This window comes from Lentzea albida (assembly GCF_900111005.1).
Lineage (GTDB): Bacteria > Actinomycetota > Actinomycetes > Mycobacteriales > Pseudonocardiaceae > Lentzea > Lentzea albida.
The window spans coordinates 825,452-842,649 of record NZ_FOFV01000001.1; the positions used below are offsets into that span (position 1 = coordinate 825,452).

The following is a 17,198-nucleotide window of genomic DNA, read 5'->3' on the forward strand; positions in this document are numbered from 1 at the left end:
TGTCCCGCCTCTTGGTCGACCATGTGGGGCATGGCGCGAATCGCCCTCTACCGTCATCGCACGAACAACGCGCACAACTGAGGGGGAATGCGTGGACACCGCATATCGGCTCGTCCTGGAACCGCCGTCGCTCGACGACTACCAGCGCCTGCGCAAAGAATCAGGACTGAGTGAACGCCCGCGCGAAGAAGCCGAAAAGGGCCTCACCGGCGCATGGGCCAGCGCAAGTGTCATTCACGTGGAATCAGGCGAAACCGCGGGCATGGGCCGTGTGGTCGGTGACGGAGGCACGTACTTCGTCGTCATCGACATGGCGGTGCTGCCCGAGCACCAGCGCAAAGGCCTGGGAGACGCGATCCTCACCGCGCTGCTGGCGAAGATCCGCGAGGCAGCACCAGGCGCGCTCGTCAGTCTGCTCGCCGACCCGCCCGGCCGTCGTCTCTACGCACGACACGGCTTCGTGGAGAGCGCACCGGACTCAGTCGGGATGTGGCGGCGCTAGACCCGCCAGCGCACGTCCGGCAGGTCGCTGCCCACCTTGATCAGGCAGTCGGTGCACAACGCACCGGCCTGGGCGCGCGAGACGCGTTCGTCGGGAACCGAATGTTCGCAGACGGCCTCGTAAAAGCTGCGCGACCCATCGGCTTGATCGAGAGAGAAAGCGTGGCATTGCAGGTCATATTCGCTTTGCCACCACACGTACGGCATGTCCGACCCCTCCTTGCTCATCGGTAGGGACGGACTTCCCCTCGCCTGATGACGCCATTGAGCGATGTTTGTCTCATCGGCGGAAAGGGGGCAGGCAAGTAGCTCCGTTCGGGTGAAGCGGAGCTACTTGCAGGCGTCAATTTGCAGATCTTGACGAATGGTCAGCTCAGGCGCTCGATGACCATCGCCATGCCCTGGCCGCCGCCGACGCACATGGTCTCGAGACCGAACTGCTTGTCGTGGAACTGCAGCGAGTTGATCAGGGTCGTGGTGATGCGGGCACCTGTCATGCCGAACGGGTGGCCGACGGCGATGGCGCCGCCGTTGACGTTCAGGCGGTCCAGGTCGATGCCGAGGTCCTGGTAGGACGGGATGACCTGGGCGGCGAACGCCTCGTTGATCTCGACGAGGTCGATGTCGGAGACCGACAGGCCCGCGAGCGCCAGCGCGCGCTTCGAGGCCTCGACCGGGCCGAGGCCCATGATCTCCGGCGACAGGCCCGAGACGCCGGTCGACACGATGCGGGCGAGCGGGGTGATGCCGAGCTCGCGGGCCTTCGTGTCGGACATGACCACGAGGGCCGCGGCGCCGTCGTTGAGCGGGCAGCAGTTGCCGGCGTTGATCCGGCCGTCCGGGCGGAAGACGGGCTTGAGCTGCGACACGGCCTCGTAGGTGACGCCGGCGCGCGGGCCGTCGTCGGCGGAGACCACGGTGCCGTCGGGCAGTTCGACCGGCGTGATCTCGCGCGCCCAGAAGCCGTCCGCGATGGCCTTCTCGGCGAGGTTCTGCGAGCGGACGCCGAACTCGTCCATCTCCTGGCGCGAGATCCCCTTGAGCAGAGCCAGGTTCTCGGCGGTCTGGCCCATCGGGATGTAAACGTCCGGCACGACGTCGAGCGTGCGCGGGTCGACCCACTCCGAGGCGCCCGAGGCGGCGACGGACGCGGTGCGCGCCTCGGCCTCGCCGAACAGCGGGTTGTGCGTGTCGGGCCACGAGTCGGAGCTGCCCTTGGCGAACCGCGACACGGTCTCGACACCGGCCGAGATGAACACGTCGCCCTCGCCCGCCTTGATGGCGTGCAGGGCCATGCGGGTGGTCTGCAGCGACGAGGCGCAGTACCGGGTGACGGTCGTGCCGGGCAGGTTGTCGTAGCCCAGCAGCACGGACACGACGCGCGCCATGTTGAAGCCCTGCTCGCCGCCGGGGAGGCCGCAGCCGAGCATCAGGTCGTCGATCTGCGCGGGGTCGAGCTGCGGCACCTTGTCCAGTGCCGCGCGGATCATCCGTGCCACCAGGTCGTCGGGACGGACGTCCTTCAGCGAGCCCTTGCCCGCGCGGCCGATGGGGGAGCGGGCAGCGGAGACGATCACGGCCTCAGGCATCACGGAACTCCTCGTTGAGAGTCAGGGTCGCCGTCGAGCCTAGTTAACGGCCGCTCACCCCGGCCAGCGCGAGTGACGAGCATTCCGAAACTCACACGTGCCGCTTCTGCAGCCACGCCGACACACGTGACGGCCGCATCGCCAGCGCCGCCGCGGACCGGATCGGCGCGCTCGGACTGCTCCACCCCGCCCACAGGCCGGCGACCTGGCACAACGGCGCCAGCAGCACGCCCGCGGCCGCCTCGTAGCCCGCCGCGCTGGGGTGGAACCGGTCCGAGCTGAACATGTCGGCGTGCCGCGCCATGAACTCCGGCGCCAGCAGGTTCCCCAACGACACCGGAACACCACCCGCCTGACGCACGGCGACCGTCTGCGCGGCCGCCAGACGCACGCTGTAGCGGTGCCCGATCGCCCGCAACGGCTGCGCGATCGGCCGCACGGTCCCCAGGTCGGGGCACGTGCCGACGACCACGCCGCACCCGATCGCGCGCAGCCTGCGCACCTGCTCGGCCAGCAGCCGCGCCGACGCGGCCGTTCCCATCCGCGACGTCACGTCGTTCGCGCCGATGATGATCAACGCGACCTGCGGCGCGTCCCGCACGGCCGCGTCGACCTGCGGCACCAGGTCACGCGTGGTCGACCCGCTCACGGCGTACGTCGACAGGCGCACCGGCCGTCCCGCCTCCTCCGCCAGCGCTTCCGCCAGCAACACGCCCGGCATCTGCGAGGGATGGGTCACACCGACCCCCACAGCCATCGAGTCGCCGAGCACCGCCAGCCGCACCGGGTCGCCGCCGTCGTCGAGGTACACGCCGTCCGGCGCCGGCCACAGGTGCTCCAGCACGCCGATGGCCACCCGAGCACGTCTTCCCTGCTCCGTAAGCAGGCCGACCAGCGCACCGGACAGCCCTCCGAGCGTCGCGGCGGTCATCGCCACCGCGCGCAGCGTCCTCAGCCCGATCATCCGCGCCACCTCCTTCCCCGGAATCGTCGGCCGCGCTGTTCGAATCAACCTCCGCAGCCACTAGAGCTACGCTTCGTCCCGCTATCTCGGAGAGTGGGAGCAGGGGAGTAGATACCGGTGGAGTACGTCGAACACGTCGTCGATCTGGTCGGCAACACGCCGCTGGTCAAGCTCAACTCGCTGACGACGGGCATCAAGGCCACGGTGCTGGCGAAGGTCGAGTACCTGAACCCCGGCGGCAGCGTGAAGGACCGCATCGCGCTGCGCATGGTCGAGGCGGCCGAGAAGTCCGGTGAGCTCAAGCCCGGCGGCACGATCGTCGAGCCCACGTCCGGCAACACCGGTGTCGGCCTCGCCCTCGTCGCCCAGCGCAAGGGCTACAAGTGCGTGTTCGTCTGCCCGGACAAGGTCAGCGAGGACAAGCGCAACGTCCTCAAGGCCTACGGCGCCGAGGTCGTCGTGTGCCCGACCGCCGTCGCGCCCGAGCACCCGGACTCCTACTACAACGTCTCCGACCGGCTGGTCCGCGAGATCCCCGGCGCGTGGAAGCCCGACCAGTACTCCAACCCGGAGAACCCGGCGAGCCACTACCACCAGACCGGCCCCGAGATCTGGCGCCAGACCGAAGGCAGGATCACGCACTTCGTCGCCGGCGTCGGCACCGGCGGAACGATCTCCGGCACCGGCCGGTACCTCAAGGAGATCTCGAACGGCGCCGTGACGGTCGTCGGCGCCGACCCGGAGGGCTCCGTCTACTCCGGCGGCACCGGCCGCCCGTACCTCGTCGAAGGCGTCGGCGAGGACTTCTGGCCCGAGGCCTACGACAAGACCGTCGCCGACCAGATCGTCGAGGTCTCCGACGCCGACTCGTTCGACATCACCCGCCGCCTCGCCCGCGAGGAGGGCCTGCTCGTCGGCGGTTCCTGCGGCATGGCCGCCGCCGCGGCGCTGCGCATCGCCCGCGACCTGCCCGAGGACGCCGTCGTCGTAGTGATCCTCCCCGACGGCGGCCGCGGCTACCTGTCCAAGGTCTTCAACGACCGCTGGATGGCCTCCTACGGCTTCCTGCCGCCCGACTCGACCGGCGCCACCGTCGGCGACGTGCTGCGCCGCAAGGGCGGCATGCTCCCCGACCTCGTGCACGCCCACCCGAACGAGACCGTCGGTGACGCCGTCGCGATCCTGCGCGAGTTCGGCGTCTCGCAGATGCCCGTCGTCAACGCCGAACCGCCGGTCATGGCCGCCGAGGTCGCGGGCGCGGTCAACGAGCGCGACCTGCTCGACGCGCTGTTCACCGGCAAGGCGCAGCTGTCGGACCGCCTCGACAAGCACATGTCGCCGCCGCTGCCGACCCTCGGCGCCGGCGAGCCCGTCGGCATCGCCATGAACGCTCTGTCACACGCCGACGCGGCCCTCGTGCTCGAGGACGGCAAGCCCGCCGGCGTCGTCACGCGGCAGGACATTCTGGGCTTCTTGGCTGGTCGCTGAGCGTGGAAGCCCGTGCGTCCGATAGCGTGACGCCCGATCAACACCAGTCTCACTCGTACACGGCCCAGCCAAGGGGGTTGGAAACCGGATGAACGCTCCGCAGCCGCCAGGAAATCCGTTCGGCGGTCAGCCGCAGGAGCCCAACGCGGACGCAACGCAGATCGTCCCGGGAGGTGGCCAGCCGTCAGCGGCGAACCCCAACCCGGACGCGACGCAGGTCGTCTCGCCGGGACAGGCTCCTGCCGCACCGCAGCAGAACGCGGACGCCACCCAGGTCGTCAGCCCCGGGCAGACGCCGCCCTCCTCGGGCGGCTTCCCCGCGCAGGGCCCCGGCTCCGGCGGGTTCCCCGCCCAGCAGCCGCCGCCTCCGTACGGCGCACCGCCGCAGCAGCCGCCGGCCTACGGCGCGCCGCAGCAGCAGCCGTACGGCGCACCGCAGTCCAACCCGTACGGCCAGCCCGCCGCGGGTGCCTACGGTCAGCCGCAGCAGCCCTACGGCGCACCGCAGTCGAACCCGTACGGCCAGCCGGCCGCGGGTGCGTACGGCCAGCCCGGCGGCTACGGCCAGCCCGCGTACGGCGGTGCCCCGCAGCCTCCCACCGGCTACGCCGAGTGGGGTTCGCGCGCGGTCGCCGGCCTGATCGACTACGCCGCCCCCGGCCTCGTCGCCGGCCTGATCATCGGCCTCGTCGCCGGGATCGGCGCGAGCACGGGCGACCCGTCCTCGGCGGGTCTGTTCGTGCTGATCGCCTACGTCGTCGGCTACGGCGGCCTGTTCGGCTTCTTCATCTGGAACACGGTCCTCAAGGGCGGTTCCACGGGGCAGTCGATCGGCAAGAAGGTCGCGAAGATCAAGGTCATCAAGGAGGACACGCAGCAGCCGCCCGGCGGTGGCGTCGCGTTCCTCCGCCTGCTCCTGAACTACGCGTTCGGCCTCCTCTGCGGCATCGGTGCGCTGATCAACTACCTCGCGCCGTTGTGGAACCAGCCGAAGAAGGAGACCTACTCCGACAAGATCTGCGGCACGGTCGTCATCAACTGGCCGGGAACCGCGGCCTACGGCGGCGGTTACCCGCAGCAGCCCGGCACCGGCGGTTACCCGCAGCAGCCGAACACCGGCGGCTACCCGCAGCAGCCCCAGCAGGGCGGCTACGGCCAGCCCCCGCAGCAGGGCTACGGCGGTCAGCAGCAGGGCTGGTAGAGCCAACGGCGCAGCCCCCGGTCACCTCCAGGTGGCCGGGGGCTCCGTCGTTTCCGGGGGTGTTCACGACGTGGACTGCGGCCGTCGACCGCCAGACGGGTGAGTACCCTTCGGACATGAGCACGCCATACGGCTTCGCCACCAGGGCGATTCACGCCGGTCAGGACCCGGACCCGACGACGGGCGCGGTGAACGTCCCCATCTACGCGACCTCCACGTACGCCCAGGACGGCGTGGGCGGTCTGCGGGAGGGCTTCGAGTACTCGAGGACCGGCAACCCGACCCGCCGCGCGCTGGAGACCTGCCTCGCGTCGCTCGAACGCGGCCGCTACGGCCGTGCGTTCTCCTCCGGCATGGGCGCCACCGACGCCGCGCTGCGCACGTTCCTCAAGCCCGGCGACCACATCGTCATCCCGAACGACGCCTACGGCGGCACGTTCCGCCTGATCGACAAGGTCTTCTCGCAGTGGGGCGTCACTCACTCCCCGGCCCCCGTCTCGGACGTCGACGCGATCCGCGCGGCCATCCGCCCCGAGACCAAGCTGGTGTGGATCGAGACCCCCACCAACCCGCTGCTGAACATCGGCGACATCGCGGCCATCGCCTCCGTCGCCCACGGCGCCGGCGCGAAGCTGGTCGTCGACAACACGTTCGCCTCACCCGCCCTGCAGACCCCGCTGGAGCTCGGCGCCGACGTCGTCCTGCACTCGACGACCAAGTACGTCGGCGGCCACTCCGACGTCGTCGGCGGCGCGCTGATCACCTCCGACGAGGAGATCGACGCCGCGTTCGGGTTCCTGCAGAACGGCGCCGGCGCGGTGCCCGGCCCGTTCGACGCGTACCTGACCCTGCGCGGCATCAAGACGCTGCAGCTGCGCATGGAGAAGCACTCGGACAACGCCGAGCTGGTCGCCGAGGCCCTGACCAGGCACCCGCGGGTCAAGAAGGTCATCTACCCCGGCCTGGAGTCGCACCCCGGCCACGTCGTCGCCGCGAAGCAGATGAGCCGGTTCGGCGGCATGGTGTCGTTCATCGTCGACGGTGGCGAGGCCGCGGCGCTGGAGGTCTGCGCCCGGACGAAGCTGTTCACGCTGGCCGAGTCGCTGGGTGGCGTCGAGTCGTTGATCGAGCACCCCGGGAAGATGACGCACGCGTCCACCTCCGGGTCGCTGCTCGAGGTGCCCGCGGATCTCGTGCGCGTGTCGGTCGGCATCGAGTCCGGGGACGACCTGGTGGCCGACCTGCTCGAGGCGCTGGGCTGAGACTGCTCGGGGCCTGGTTGCGACCCGCAGCCTCAGGGCTCGACAACGCGAAAGGCCCCCTCCCGGCCGGGAGGGGGCCTTCCTGCGTCTCACGGCTTCTTCGAGCCGAACCTGTCCACGTTCTCGGCCTCGGCCGTCGGTGCCGCCGGTAGCTCGGCGCCGTTCACACAGCCGCCGACAAACTGGAGCGTGTCGCCGGTGCGGACGAAGCGGCCGGCCTCGTCACAACCCGCGTGCGCCACGGTCAGGAACGCCGCGCCGGTCAGTGCCACAGCCGTGGTCACGGCTCCTACCAGCGGAACTACCGCGGCCACGCGTCGCGCGAATGCCATGCCACCTCCACCCGATGTGAGTCCCCCGTAAGGCAGCCTACCGGGGGATCGGCACCAGTGGCGTCACTAGAGGTTGCCGCGCCGCTCCTGCTCGCGTTCGATCGCCTCGAAGAGGGCCTTGAAGTTGCCCTTGCCGAAGCCCAGGGAGCCGTGGCGCTCGATCAGTTCGTAGAACACGGTCGGGCGGTCGCCGATCGGCTTCGTGAAGATCTGCAGCAGGTAGCCGTCCTCGTCGCGGTCGACGAGGATGCGGTGCTCCTTCAGGGTCTCGATCGGGACGCGGACCTCGCCGATGCGGGCACGCAGCTCCGGGTCGTCGTAGTAGGAGTCCGGGGTCTCCAGGAACTCGACGCCCGCGTCGCGCATGGCGGTGACGGTCTTGATGATGTCGTTCGTGGCCAGCGCGATGTGCTGGACGCCCGCGCCCTCGTAGAACTCGAGGTACTCGTCGATCTGCGACTTCTTCTTCGCGATCGCCGGCTCGTTCAGCGGGAACTTGACGCGGTGGTTGCCGTTGGAGACGACCTTCGACATGAGCGCCGAGTAGTCCGTGGCGATGTCGTCACCGATGAACTCCGCCATGTTCACGAAGCCCATGACGCGGTTGTACCACTCGACCCAGTAGTCCATCTTGCCGAGCTCGACGTTGCCGACGCAGTGGTCGACGGCCTGGAACAGGCGCTTCGGGGCGCCTTCCGGACGCTTCACCGTGGAGCTGCGCGCCACGTAACCGGGCAGGTACGGGCCGGTGTACTTGGAGCGGTCGACGAGCGTGTGGCGGGTCTCGCCGTACGTCGCGATCGCGGCCAGGCGCACGGTGCCGTGCTCGTCGGACACGTCGTGCGGCTCTTCGAGGACGGTGGCGCCCTGCTCGCGGGCGTGCTTGATGCACTGGTCGACGTCGCCGACCTCGAGCGCGAGGTCCACGACGCCGTCGCCGTGGCGGCGGTGGTGGTCGAGGAGCTCGGAGTTCGGGGTGACGCCGCCGTGGATCACGAAGCGGGCCGAGCCCGACTTCAGCACGAACGACTTGTGGGTGCGCTGGCCGGTCTCGGGGCCCGCGTAGGCCACGAGCTCCATGCCGAACGCCACCTGGTAGAGCCACGCGGTCTGCGTGGCGTTGCCCGCGACGAACACCACGGCGTCCATGGCGCGCACAGGAAAGGGGTCCTTGGTCGCGTCGTAGTCGACCAACCCCACGAGCTGGCGGAGCTGGTCGTAGCTCACGTCGTCAAGCTGCTGCGTCATGCCCATCAGCATGATTCGACCTAGCAGGGTGAGCAACAGTCAGCGATTTCTCAGGACAATTTGTATAGTGATCTATGCCTTCAGATCAACAGAGTGAGCACTCTGACCAGGTCGTGGACGAGTTGGACGCCAGGCTGCTCCTGCTCTTGACAGACGAACCCCGCCTGGGCGTCCTCGAATGCTCGCGCCGGCTCGGGGTCGCGCGGGGAACCGTGCAGGCCAGGCTCGACCGGCTCGTCGAACGCGGCGTGCTCACCGGGTTCCCGCCGGCGCTCGACCTCGGCGCGATGGGGTTCGGCCTCACGGCGTTCGCGGTCGTCGAGATCGCGCAGGGACGACGTGCGGAGGTGTGCGACGGTCTCGCCGCGATCCCCGAGGTGTGCGAGGTGCACGCGACGACCGGCCAGGGCGACCTGTTCGTGCGCGTGGTCGCGCGGTCGAACTCCGACCTGCAACGCGTGGTCGATCACATCGTTGACGTTCCTCACGTCCGGAGGCTCTCGACGTCGATCGCGCTGTCGACACCCGTGCCCCCGCGCGTGCGGCCCCTCCTGGAACGCGTGAAGGGCCGGCCACCGAAGTGACCGGCCCTTCGCACGTCGTGTGGCGTGACTACGCCTGGTAAGGAACCGCGGAGATGAGCGTGACCTTCTGGAGCTTGCCGTTGGGCAGCTCGTACTCGACGGTCTCGCCGTCCTTCGCGCCGTTCAGGGCCTTGCCCAGCGGCGAAACCGGCGAGTAGACCTCCATCTCGCCGTGCGCGCCCTCTTCGCGGGTCGCGAGCAGGAAGGTCTCGGTCTCGTCGTCACCCTCGTACCGGATGGTGAGCACCGTGCCCGGTGCCGCGACACCCTTCGTGGTGGGAGCCTCGCCGACCTTCGCGGCCTGGAGCAGCTCGTGCAGCTGGCGGATGCGCGCCTCCTGCTTGCCCTGCTCCTCACGAGCCGCGTGGTAGCCGCCGTTCTCGCGGAGGTCGCCCTCTTCGCGACGAGCGTTGATCTCGGCAGCCATGACCGGGCGGTACGCGATCAGTTCGTCCAGCTCAGCCTTGAGCCGGTCGTAGGCCTCCTGGGTCAGCCAGGTCACCTGGGTGTCGCTCACGGTCACCAACTCCTCGTCTTGCTCTGGTGCACACGTGTGCCCCAGATAGTTCCCGGGCCGTGGCCCGGAACGGAAAAACACGGCCCGCGCCGGGGCCGTGCTTGAGCTGCAATAGTAACACGGAGACAACGTTCAGCGACGGCGAATTGTTCCGCATCTCGCCGTTTAAACCGCAGATCACCCGCTTGGCCGCTAGCTCGTGGACAAGTAGGCGGGAACCTGGTAGGAGCACCCGAACACTTCGCCGGTGACCGGCGGCTTCGAAGTGCGGAGAACAGTTGTCTCGACGACGACGTCATTTCCCGGCGGCACCAGAACTTCACGCCGACCTGCTTCGTCCCCGTCCTGTGATCGGGCCCGAATGATGCAGACGGCGGCGCGCTCCGGTTGATCGCGGGAAACCTCGAAACTGACCTTCACCTGGTCGTCGCCGAGGATGGTGAACGCGGTCTGCTTCGCCTCGATCGGCTTTGTCCCGAGATTTCGGTAACCGACGAAGGCGATGACGGCACCCACCGCGACAGCTACAGCGAGTAACGCCCACCGCGCCCACTTGCTCAGCGGCTTGCGGTTCTGCTTGCTGTAGCGCCCCTCGGGGAGCACGCGCTGTGCCACTACTCCGCGCCCTCCTCGGCCTCTGGGGAACAATGGTGCCCGACGTTCAGTTGATGAGTGTCGCAGGACCGTTGACACAGGAGGACCACGGGGGTCATGGCCGACAAGCTGCGCCTTATGGCAGTGCACGCACATCCCGACGACGAGTCGAGCAAGGGCGCGGCCTCGATGGCTCGCTACATCGCGGAAGGTCACGACGTGATGGTCGTGACCTGCACCGACGGTGGCGCGGGCAGCATCCTCAACCCGGCGATGGACAAGCCGGACGTGCTCGAGAACATCATCGAGGTCCGCCGCCAGGAAATGGCCACCGCGGCCAAGATCCTCGGCATCCAGCACCGCTGGCTGGGCTTCAAGGACTCGGGCCTGCCCGAGGGCGACCCGCTGCCACCACTGCCCGAGGGCTGCTTCGCCCTCGTGCCGCTGGAGGAGTCGGTGCCGTCCCTGGTCGAGGCCATCCGCGACTTCCGCCCGCACGTAGTCGTCACCTACGACGAGAACGGCGGCTACCCGCACCCGGACCACATCCGCACGCACGAGATCTCGATGGCGGCCCTCGACGCCGCCGCCGACGCCTCCTACAAGCCGGAACTCGGCGAGGCCTGGGAAACGCAGAAGGTCTACTACGGCCACGGCTTCTCCCGCGCCAAGATCCTCGCGTTCCACGAGGCCATGGAGGCCCGCGGCATGGAGTCGCCGTACGCCGAGTGGCTCGCGAACTGGAACAGCGACCGCCCCGACGTCATGGAGCGCGTCACCACCCAGGTCGAGTGCGCCGACTACTTCGACGTCCGCGACGAGGCCCTCAAGGCCCACGCCACCCAGATCGACCCGACCAGCCGCTGGTTCGCCATCCCGATGGACCTGCAGCGCGAGATCTGGCCGACCGAGGAGTACGAGCTCGTCCGCTCCCAGGTCGACTCGACGCTGCCGGAGAACGACCTGTTCGCCGGAGTTAAGGTCTAGGGGTGCTCTCCCCAGACTTCTCCCTCGGCAGCACGGTGGCGCTCGTCGCCGTGCAGCCGTCGAACCCGAACGAGAACGACAAGGGCGGCCAGGGCGAGGACTTCGGCAAGTCCTCCCCGGTCGGCCTCGTCCTGCTGATCGTCTTCTTCATCGCGGTGTTCTTCCTCGTGAAGTCGATGAACAAGCACATCAAGGGACTGCCGGCGTCTTTCGACGAGCCGGCGGAGGCTCCCAAGGAAGCGTCGGGCTCCGACGCGCCGAAGAAGGACTAGTTCGGTCCGGCTTCGTGGTCGCTTGCGGGGGCCGCGGTTGTCATGATCGCGAGTTGTCCACAGGCTGCGGTGAGTTTGACCTGCGGTGATGCTTCAGGCTGTTAGCCTGTGGATACGCGGGAACCTCGAACGCGTTTCGCTCGTTCCGCAAGGTGAGGAAGCGCGGGGGGCGGGCGGCTCGGACGGCTTTGGACGAGGTCGGCTCGGCTTCCGAGTCAGTTCTGCCCGGACCAGTTCGGCCCGGAGTTCGGCACGGGGCCAGCTCGGCCCGGACCAGTTGGGCACGGGGCCAGCTCGGCCCGGACCAGTTGGGCACGGGACCAGCTCGCTCGCGTCGGAGTCGGCTCGCACCCGCACCCCCGCCCGCCCGCACCGCGCCGGTCCGCACCACGCCGCGCCGCTCGCACCGCGCCGGCCCGCGTCACCCGCGCCCGCGCGTCACCCCATCCGGAGCCCCACCACGAAGTCGTGGACCTCCTCGAACGCCACCGGCTCCAAAGGCAGGTCGCTGCCCTCCCGGGCCAGCCGCAGCTCCTCGTGCCAGTGCGCGAGGTCCGCCTCCAGCCGCTCGGGCCCGGGTCGCCCCGGTACCCCGGCCAGCCCCCGGTGCTCGCCGAGGACCTTCGCCTCGATCAGCCCGGGCAGGTACGCGGGCCCGTCGAGCCGGTCGAGCAGCGTCGGCAGGTGCGCGACCACCTCGCCGCTGCGCAGCAGGTGCACGCCGGTCAGCAGCGCGCGGAACGTGTACAGCAGCGGCTTGATCTCGCCGGTCTTCTCGAACAGCCGCCACTGCGTCACGGCGAACCCGCGGTAGTGGTGCCCGTGTCGCGAGGTCAGGCACCCCGCGGCGAGCGCGGACAGCTTCGCGTGCGCCTCCGTCGTGTGCACGACCAGCGGGGAGAGCAGCTGCTCCAGCACGTAGCCGTTGGGGCGGACCAGGAGCCGGCAGAACTTCTGCACGTCGTGCGTGACGAGGTCGATCTCGACGCCGTCGCGCACCCACATGCGTTCCTTGGTCTCCGGGCCGTGCCGCAGTCCCAGCACCTCGGCGAGCGGCAGCACGTGCACGCCGCGCAGGTCGACGTCCGAGTCGCGGGACGGGAAGCCGTACAGGTGCGCGCCGGAGACCGTCGCGAACAGCAGGTCGTGCGACTGCTCGGCGACGACGGCGCTCAGGTCCGGTACCTCGTAGCTCACAACATCCTCCTGCGCACCGACACCAACCAGTCCTCCACCCGCGCCCGGTCCGGCTCGTCCGGCAGCGGGCCCTGCGCACCAGCGATCTCGGAACCCAGGCGGTGTGCCCACGCCACGGCGTCGTCCCACGGCATCGAGCCGTCGCGGATCCCGAGTAGCGACCGGTCCGCCGCGATGTCGTAGCGGCCGGTGCGCAGCAGGTTCAGGCCCACGAGCCGCAGCCGCACCACGTGCATGAGCTGCTTCGGCTTCAGGTTGCGGCCCGCGCGCGACAGCTGCATCTCCGTCGCGCGCGTGAACGACCGCACGGCGTAGCGGGAGAGGAAGGCGGGCAGCAGGTCCCGCAGTTCCTCTCCCAGCGGCGTGCTGATCTCGACCAACGGGCTCACCAGCGTCTCGAGCACCGTCGGGTTCGACTTCAGGCCCAGCCGGCAGAAGTGCTCGACCTCCCAGCTGAGCTGTTCCGGATCGGGTCCCTCGACCGAGGTCGGAGGCTTTTCGAAGCGCCAGAACGCTTCCGTGGGCGCGACGAACACCCCGCGTCTGTCCACATCGGACTCCGGCGACGCGAGCCCGTAGGCGTGCGAGCCGATCACCACTTCGAGGATCACAGTCGTGGGTCCACCGGTTCCGACTCCAGCGCGAGCACGCCGAAGACGCACTCGTGCACCCGCCACAGCGGTTCGCCGCGCACGAGGCGTTCGAGCGCCTCGATGCCCAGGGCGTACTCGCGCAGGGCGAGTCCGCGCTTGCGGCCCAGCGAACGCTTGCGCAGCCGCGAGAGGTTCTCCGGCAACGTGTAGTCCGGGCCGTAGATGATCCGCAGGTACTCGCGTCCGCGCACCTTCACGCCCGGCTGCACCCGTCCGCCCAGGTTGGCCAGCGGCTTCACGACCATCCCCTCGCCGCCGTCCGCGGTCAGCTCCTCCCACCAGCGCACGCCCGCTTCCACCTGCGCGGGGTCGTTCACGTCCACCACGAGGTGCCGGGTCCGCTGGAACAGCGGTCCCTCCAGCCGCCCCAGCGTCTCCAGGTGCCACAGGTGCGAGCGGTCGTGGAACGTCCGGCCCTCCGCCGCGAGCAGCTGGAACGGCGCGATCCGCACACCCTCCAGCCCGTCGACCGGCCAGCAGTACCGCTCGTAGGCCGAGCGGTACGCGGCCGCGTTCGAGGCGCGAAGAGCGGTGCGCCCCAACAGGTCCGCGACGTCCACACCGCGCGAAGCGGCCGCCTCCAGCACGTCGACCGCCACCGGCAACACACCGCCGGCCGCCGCGCCCACCGCCGCGTACTGCTCGCGGATCAACCCGGAAGCCTTGGCGTTCCACGGCATCAGCTCGGCGTCGATCAGCAGCCAGTCCGTGTCGAGCTCCGCGAACAACTCGCCGCAGGCCGCGCGCACGCGGTCCAGCAGCGCGGTACCCAGTTCGCCGTCGAAGAACGCACGACCGGTGCGCGTGTAGATCGCACCACCGACCTTGCGCACCAGCAACACCGCACGCGAGCCCATGTGCTTCTCCTCGCAGATCACTTGATCCACGCGGCCAGAGCGGTACTCCGCGAACGCCTCCAGCGGGTGCTCCAGCACGTCGTCGCGCTGCGAGGTCGCGACGGGCGCCATCGTCGGCGGCAGGTACAACAGCTCGTGCGGGTCGATCGCGAACCGGCTCATGACCTCCAGCGCCGACGCCGACTGCTCCGCGCGGATCGTCACGGCGCCGATCAGCGACGTGTCGATCCGGCGCGTGCCCGTGACGTCGGTCAGCGCCAGCACGTCCGGCGCGCGCTCGGCGGCCTTCGGCGGGAACGGCGCGTCGTTCTCGTACCAGACCTGGTGCGCCTTCACGGAGACCAGTTCTTTCTCCGGGTAGCGCAACGCGGTCAGCTTCCCGCCGAACACCACACCCGTCTCGAGGCACATGGTGTTGTTGACCCACTCCGCCTCGGGCGTCAGGACGTGCCCGTACAGCACCATCGCCGAGCCGCGGTAGTCGTTCGCCCACGGCAGGCGCACCGGCAGTCCGTGCGCGTCGGTCTCGCCGGTCGTGTCGCCGTACAGCGCGAAACTGCGGACCTTCGCGGATGCACGGCCGTGGTAGCGCTCGGGCAGCCCGGCGTGTGCGATGACGAGGTTCCCGCCGTCCAGCACGTAGTGCGCGACCAGTCCGTCGCAGAACTTCGTCGCCGCCAGGCGGAACTCCTCCGGCTCGTGCGCGAACTGCTCCAGCGACTTCTCCAGCCCGTGCCGGACCGTCACCTTGTGGCCGCGCATGGCCCGCACGAACTTCTCCTCGTGGTTCCCGCGCACGCTCAGGGCGTGCCCGGCCGCCACCATGCCCATGACCAGGCGCAGCACACCGGGTGAGTCCGGGCCGCGGTCGACCAGGTCGCCGACGAACACGGCCTTGCGGTCACCCGGCGGAACGGCGTCGACCGCGCGGCCCTCGTCGTCCCGCACGAGGGTGTAGCCGAGCTCGGCCAGCAGCTCCTCCAGCTCCGCGCGGCAGCCGTGCACGTCACCGAACACGTCGAAAGGCCCGGTCTCGTGCCGGAGATCGTTGAGCAGCCGCTCGTACACGATCGTCGAGTTGTCCACATCGGACTCGGAGCGCAGCACGTGGACGCGCTTGAACCCCTCCTTGCCGAGGAACTTCAACGACCGCCGCAGCGCCGCGCGGTGACGCTTCACGACGTGCGCGCCGAAGTCGCGGTCGGGGCGCTGCGCGTTGCGCGCCAGGCACACCTCCGTCGGGGTGTCGAGCACGATCGCGACCGGCAGCACGTTCGCCCGCTTCGCGACCTCGACCAGCTGGGCGCGGTCCTGCGGCTGCACGTTGGTCGCGTCGACCACGGTGACCCGCCCGGCCTCCAGCCGCTTGCGCGCCACGAAGTGCAGCGCCTCGAACGCCGCGGCGGACGCCGACTGGTCGTTCTCGTCGTCGGACACGAGCCCGCGGAAGTAGTCGCTCGACAGCACCTGCGTAGGCAGGAAGTGCTTGCGCGCGAACGTGGACTTGCCCGAACCCGAGGCGCCGACCAGCACCACGAGACACAGGTCAGGGATCTTCAGCTCCATCAGAATTCTTCCCCCAGGCTGAACACGGCCATCTGCGTCGGCGCGCCGCGCTCGGCGTCCTCCGGCCCGATCGGCACGTACCGGACGGTGTACCCGCGGCGATTCGCGACGCCGTCCGCCCACTCCCGGAACTCCGCCCGGGTCCATTCGAAACGGTGGTCCGAATGGCGCATCTGGCCCTGCGGCAACGTGTCGAACAGCGCGTTGTACTCGACGTTCGGCGTTGTCACCAGCACGGTCGACGGTCGTGCGACGGTGAACACGGAGTGCTCCAGCGCGGGCAGGCGCGACGGGTCGACGTGCTCGACGACCTCCATCAGCACCGCCGCGTCGAAGCCCGCCAGTTCGGTGTCCGCGTACGTCAAAGCCGACTGCCGCAACGTGATCCGCTCGCGCTGCCGCTCGCCCATGCGGTCGAGGTGCAGCTTGCGCGCGGCCTCCTGCAACGCCTTCGCGGACACGTCGACACCGTGGATCTCGGTGAACTCGGGCTCGTTCACCAAGGCGCGCAACAAGGCCCCGCCACCGCACCCGAGGTCGAGCACGCGCTTGGCCCGCGCCTGCTTCAGCGCCTCGACCACTGCCTCCTTGCGCTGTACCGCAAGGGAGATCTTCGGCTCGGTCAGCGCGTTGTCGAGCTCCTCGGGCTCGACCTCGGCGACGTCCGCGAGCCGTTCCAGGGCGGAGGTGATCAACGGGCGCTTGCGCGCGAGGTAGCGGGTGGTGATCAGCTCCTTGTCCGGGTGCTGAGACAGCCAGCCGTCCCCGGCCTTGAGCAGCTTGTCGACCTCGTCGGCCGCCACCCAGTAGTGCTTGCCGCCGTCGAGCACGGGCAGCAGCACGTACAGGTGCTTCAACGCGTCGCTGAGCCTCTGGGTGCCGGTCAGCGTCACGTCGCCGTAGCGCGAGTCGCCGTGCGCGGTGATCGTGACGTCCCAGCCCAGCGGCGTGAACAGGCGCTCCGCGAGCCTGTGCGGCAACGAGGGGACGCGGACGACCAGCGGGATCGGCGTCCGCGCGAGCTCCGGGTAGCTGTCGCTGCGGCCGTTCATGGCCGTGCGGAAGACGCTGCCGAGCGCGACCGTGAGCAACGACCCGGCCGCGTACGGCCTGTCGTTGACGTATTGGGTGAGCGTGCTGCCGGGACCTCGGACCAGCGCGATGGGGTCGACCTCCAGCAGGAGGGCCACCGTGCATTCCTCGTTCGTCGCCTTCGGGTAGAAGACGTGCGCGACGCCCGAGCTCGTCGTGAAGGACTGAGCCCGGTCGGGATGCTTGTGCAGCAGGTGGCCGAGGTCGGTCGCCGGCTGGTGCGTCGTGGTCATGGTGAGCAACACGTGCCTGAGTCTGATCGAGAGTCGCCTGATCCGCAGGCGAATTAGGCTG

Annotated in this window: 18 protein-coding genes; 7 read left to right on the forward strand and 11 right to left on the reverse strand. The window is 69.6% G+C overall.

Features of this window, described 5'->3' with window-relative positions:
• Positions 1 to 91 precede the first annotated feature (91 nt).
• A complete protein-coding gene (locus tag BMY74_RS04085) occupies positions 92 to 502 on the forward strand; it encodes a GNAT family N-acetyltransferase (RefSeq protein ID WP_089909464.1) in 411 nt (136 codons plus the stop codon).
• Here BMY74_RS04085 and BMY74_RS04090 read toward each other — a convergent pair.
• The 3 genes from BMY74_RS04090 to BMY74_RS04100 all read right to left on the reverse strand — a co-directional run bounded on the left by BMY74_RS04090 (position 499) and on the right by BMY74_RS04100 (position 3,054).
• Complete coding sequence (locus BMY74_RS04090; RefSeq protein WP_143091438.1) at positions 499 to 708, reverse strand: hypothetical protein; 210 nt, start codon at positions 706 to 708, stop codon at positions 499 to 501. The two genes, BMY74_RS04085 and BMY74_RS04090, sit on opposite strands and share 4 nt — an antisense overlap.
• 161 nt (positions 709 to 869) lie before the next feature.
• A complete protein-coding gene (locus BMY74_RS04095) occupies positions 870 to 2,090 on the reverse strand; it encodes an acetyl-CoA C-acetyltransferase (protein ID WP_089910496.1) in 1,221 nt (406 codons plus the stop codon).
• 91 nt (positions 2,091 to 2,181) lie between these two features.
• Positions 2,182 to 3,054, reverse strand: a complete 873-nt coding sequence (locus tag BMY74_RS04100) for an SGNH/GDSL hydrolase family protein (protein WP_089909471.1) — start codon at positions 3,052 to 3,054, stop codon at positions 2,182 to 2,184.
• 117 nt (positions 3,055 to 3,171) lie between these two features.
• Between BMY74_RS04100 and BMY74_RS04105 the strand changes: the two genes are divergently transcribed.
• The 3 genes from BMY74_RS04105 to BMY74_RS04115 all read left to right on the forward strand — a co-directional run bounded on the left by BMY74_RS04105 (position 3,172) and on the right by BMY74_RS04115 (position 7,005).
• Positions 3,172 to 4,542, forward strand: coding sequence for a cystathionine beta-synthase (locus BMY74_RS04105; protein ID WP_089909474.1), 1,371 nt, complete (start codon positions 3,172 to 3,174; stop codon positions 4,540 to 4,542).
• Between the two features lie 88 nt (positions 4,543 to 4,630).
• The gene (locus BMY74_RS04110; RefSeq protein WP_089909477.1) at positions 4,631 to 5,743 is read left to right on the forward strand and encodes an RDD family protein; all 1,113 of its coding nucleotides are present in this window, start codon (positions 4,631 to 4,633) and stop codon (positions 5,741 to 5,743) included.
• A gap of 116 nt (positions 5,744 to 5,859) precedes the next feature.
• Positions 5,860 to 7,005, forward strand: a complete 1,146-nt coding sequence (locus BMY74_RS04115) for a cystathionine gamma-synthase (RefSeq protein ID WP_089910498.1) — start codon at positions 5,860 to 5,862, stop codon at positions 7,003 to 7,005.
• 89 nt (positions 7,006 to 7,094) lie between these two features.
• On the opposite strand, the gene BMY74_RS04120 is transcribed toward BMY74_RS04115, so the two are convergent.
• Both BMY74_RS04120 and hppD read right to left on the reverse strand, forming a co-directional pair.
• On the reverse strand, positions 7,095 to 7,289 hold the full coding sequence (locus tag BMY74_RS04120) for a hypothetical protein (protein WP_143091439.1): 195 nt from the start codon (positions 7,287 to 7,289) through the stop codon (positions 7,095 to 7,097).
• A 114-nt stretch (positions 7,290 to 7,403) separates the two neighbouring features.
• Positions 7,404 to 8,585 (reverse strand): 4-hydroxyphenylpyruvate dioxygenase, encoded by a 1,182-nt coding sequence (gene hppD, locus BMY74_RS04125; protein WP_177229554.1) that lies wholly within the window; start codon positions 8,583 to 8,585, stop codon positions 7,404 to 7,406.
• A 74-nt stretch (positions 8,586 to 8,659) separates the two neighbouring features.
• On the opposite strand from hppD, the gene BMY74_RS04130 reads away from it, so the two are divergent.
• Entirely contained in the window at positions 8,660 to 9,169 is a 510-nt protein-coding gene (locus tag BMY74_RS04130) for an Lrp/AsnC family transcriptional regulator (RefSeq protein ID WP_089909485.1), read from the forward strand.
• Positions 9,170 to 9,197: 28 nt separating this feature from the next.
• On the opposite strand, the gene greA is transcribed toward BMY74_RS04130, so the two are convergent.
• The gene (greA, locus tag BMY74_RS04135; RefSeq protein ID WP_176959919.1) at positions 9,198 to 9,692 is read right to left on the reverse strand and encodes a transcription elongation factor GreA; all 495 of its coding nucleotides are present in this window, start codon (positions 9,690 to 9,692) and stop codon (positions 9,198 to 9,200) included.
• 186 nt (positions 9,693 to 9,878) lie between these two features.
• Positions 9,879 to 10,301 (reverse strand): DUF4307 domain-containing protein, encoded by a 423-nt coding sequence (locus BMY74_RS04140; RefSeq protein WP_245785875.1) that lies wholly within the window; start codon positions 10,299 to 10,301, stop codon positions 9,879 to 9,881.
• A 96-nt stretch (positions 10,302 to 10,397) separates the two neighbouring features.
• Here BMY74_RS04140 and mca point away from each other — a divergent pair, with 96 nt between their 5' ends.
• On the forward strand, positions 10,398 to 11,267 hold the full coding sequence (gene mca, locus BMY74_RS04145) for a mycothiol conjugate amidase Mca (protein WP_089909491.1): 870 nt from the start codon (positions 10,398 to 10,400) through the stop codon (positions 11,265 to 11,267).
• A gap of 2 nt (positions 11,268 to 11,269) precedes the next feature.
• A complete protein-coding gene (locus BMY74_RS04150) occupies positions 11,270 to 11,539 on the forward strand; it encodes a hypothetical protein (protein WP_089909494.1) in 270 nt (89 codons plus the stop codon).
• A 438-nt stretch (positions 11,540 to 11,977) separates the two neighbouring features.
• Here BMY74_RS04150 and BMY74_RS04155 read toward each other — a convergent pair whose 3' ends face one another.
• The 4 genes from BMY74_RS04155 to BMY74_RS04170 are packed head-to-tail and all read right to left on the reverse strand — an operon-like array spanning position 11,978 to position 17,149.
• Positions 11,978 to 12,736 (reverse strand): nucleotidyltransferase domain-containing protein, encoded by a 759-nt coding sequence (locus BMY74_RS04155; protein WP_089909497.1) that lies wholly within the window; start codon positions 12,734 to 12,736, stop codon positions 11,978 to 11,980.
• On the reverse strand, positions 12,733 to 13,347 hold the full coding sequence (locus BMY74_RS04160) for a nucleotidyltransferase domain-containing protein (protein WP_089909500.1): 615 nt from the start codon (positions 13,345 to 13,347) through the stop codon (positions 12,733 to 12,735). Before BMY74_RS04160 ends, BMY74_RS04155 begins: the two co-directional genes overlap by 4 nt.
• Positions 13,344 to 15,812 (reverse strand): polynucleotide kinase-phosphatase, encoded by a 2,469-nt coding sequence (locus tag BMY74_RS04165; RefSeq protein WP_089909504.1) that lies wholly within the window; start codon positions 15,810 to 15,812, stop codon positions 13,344 to 13,346. Before BMY74_RS04165 ends, BMY74_RS04160 begins: the two co-directional genes overlap by 4 nt.
• Entirely contained in the window at positions 15,812 to 17,149 is a 1,338-nt protein-coding gene (locus tag BMY74_RS04170) for a 3' terminal RNA ribose 2'-O-methyltransferase Hen1 (protein WP_089909507.1), read from the reverse strand. Before BMY74_RS04170 ends, BMY74_RS04165 begins: the two co-directional genes overlap by 1 nt.
• Between the last annotated feature and the right edge of the window lie 49 nt (positions 17,150 to 17,198).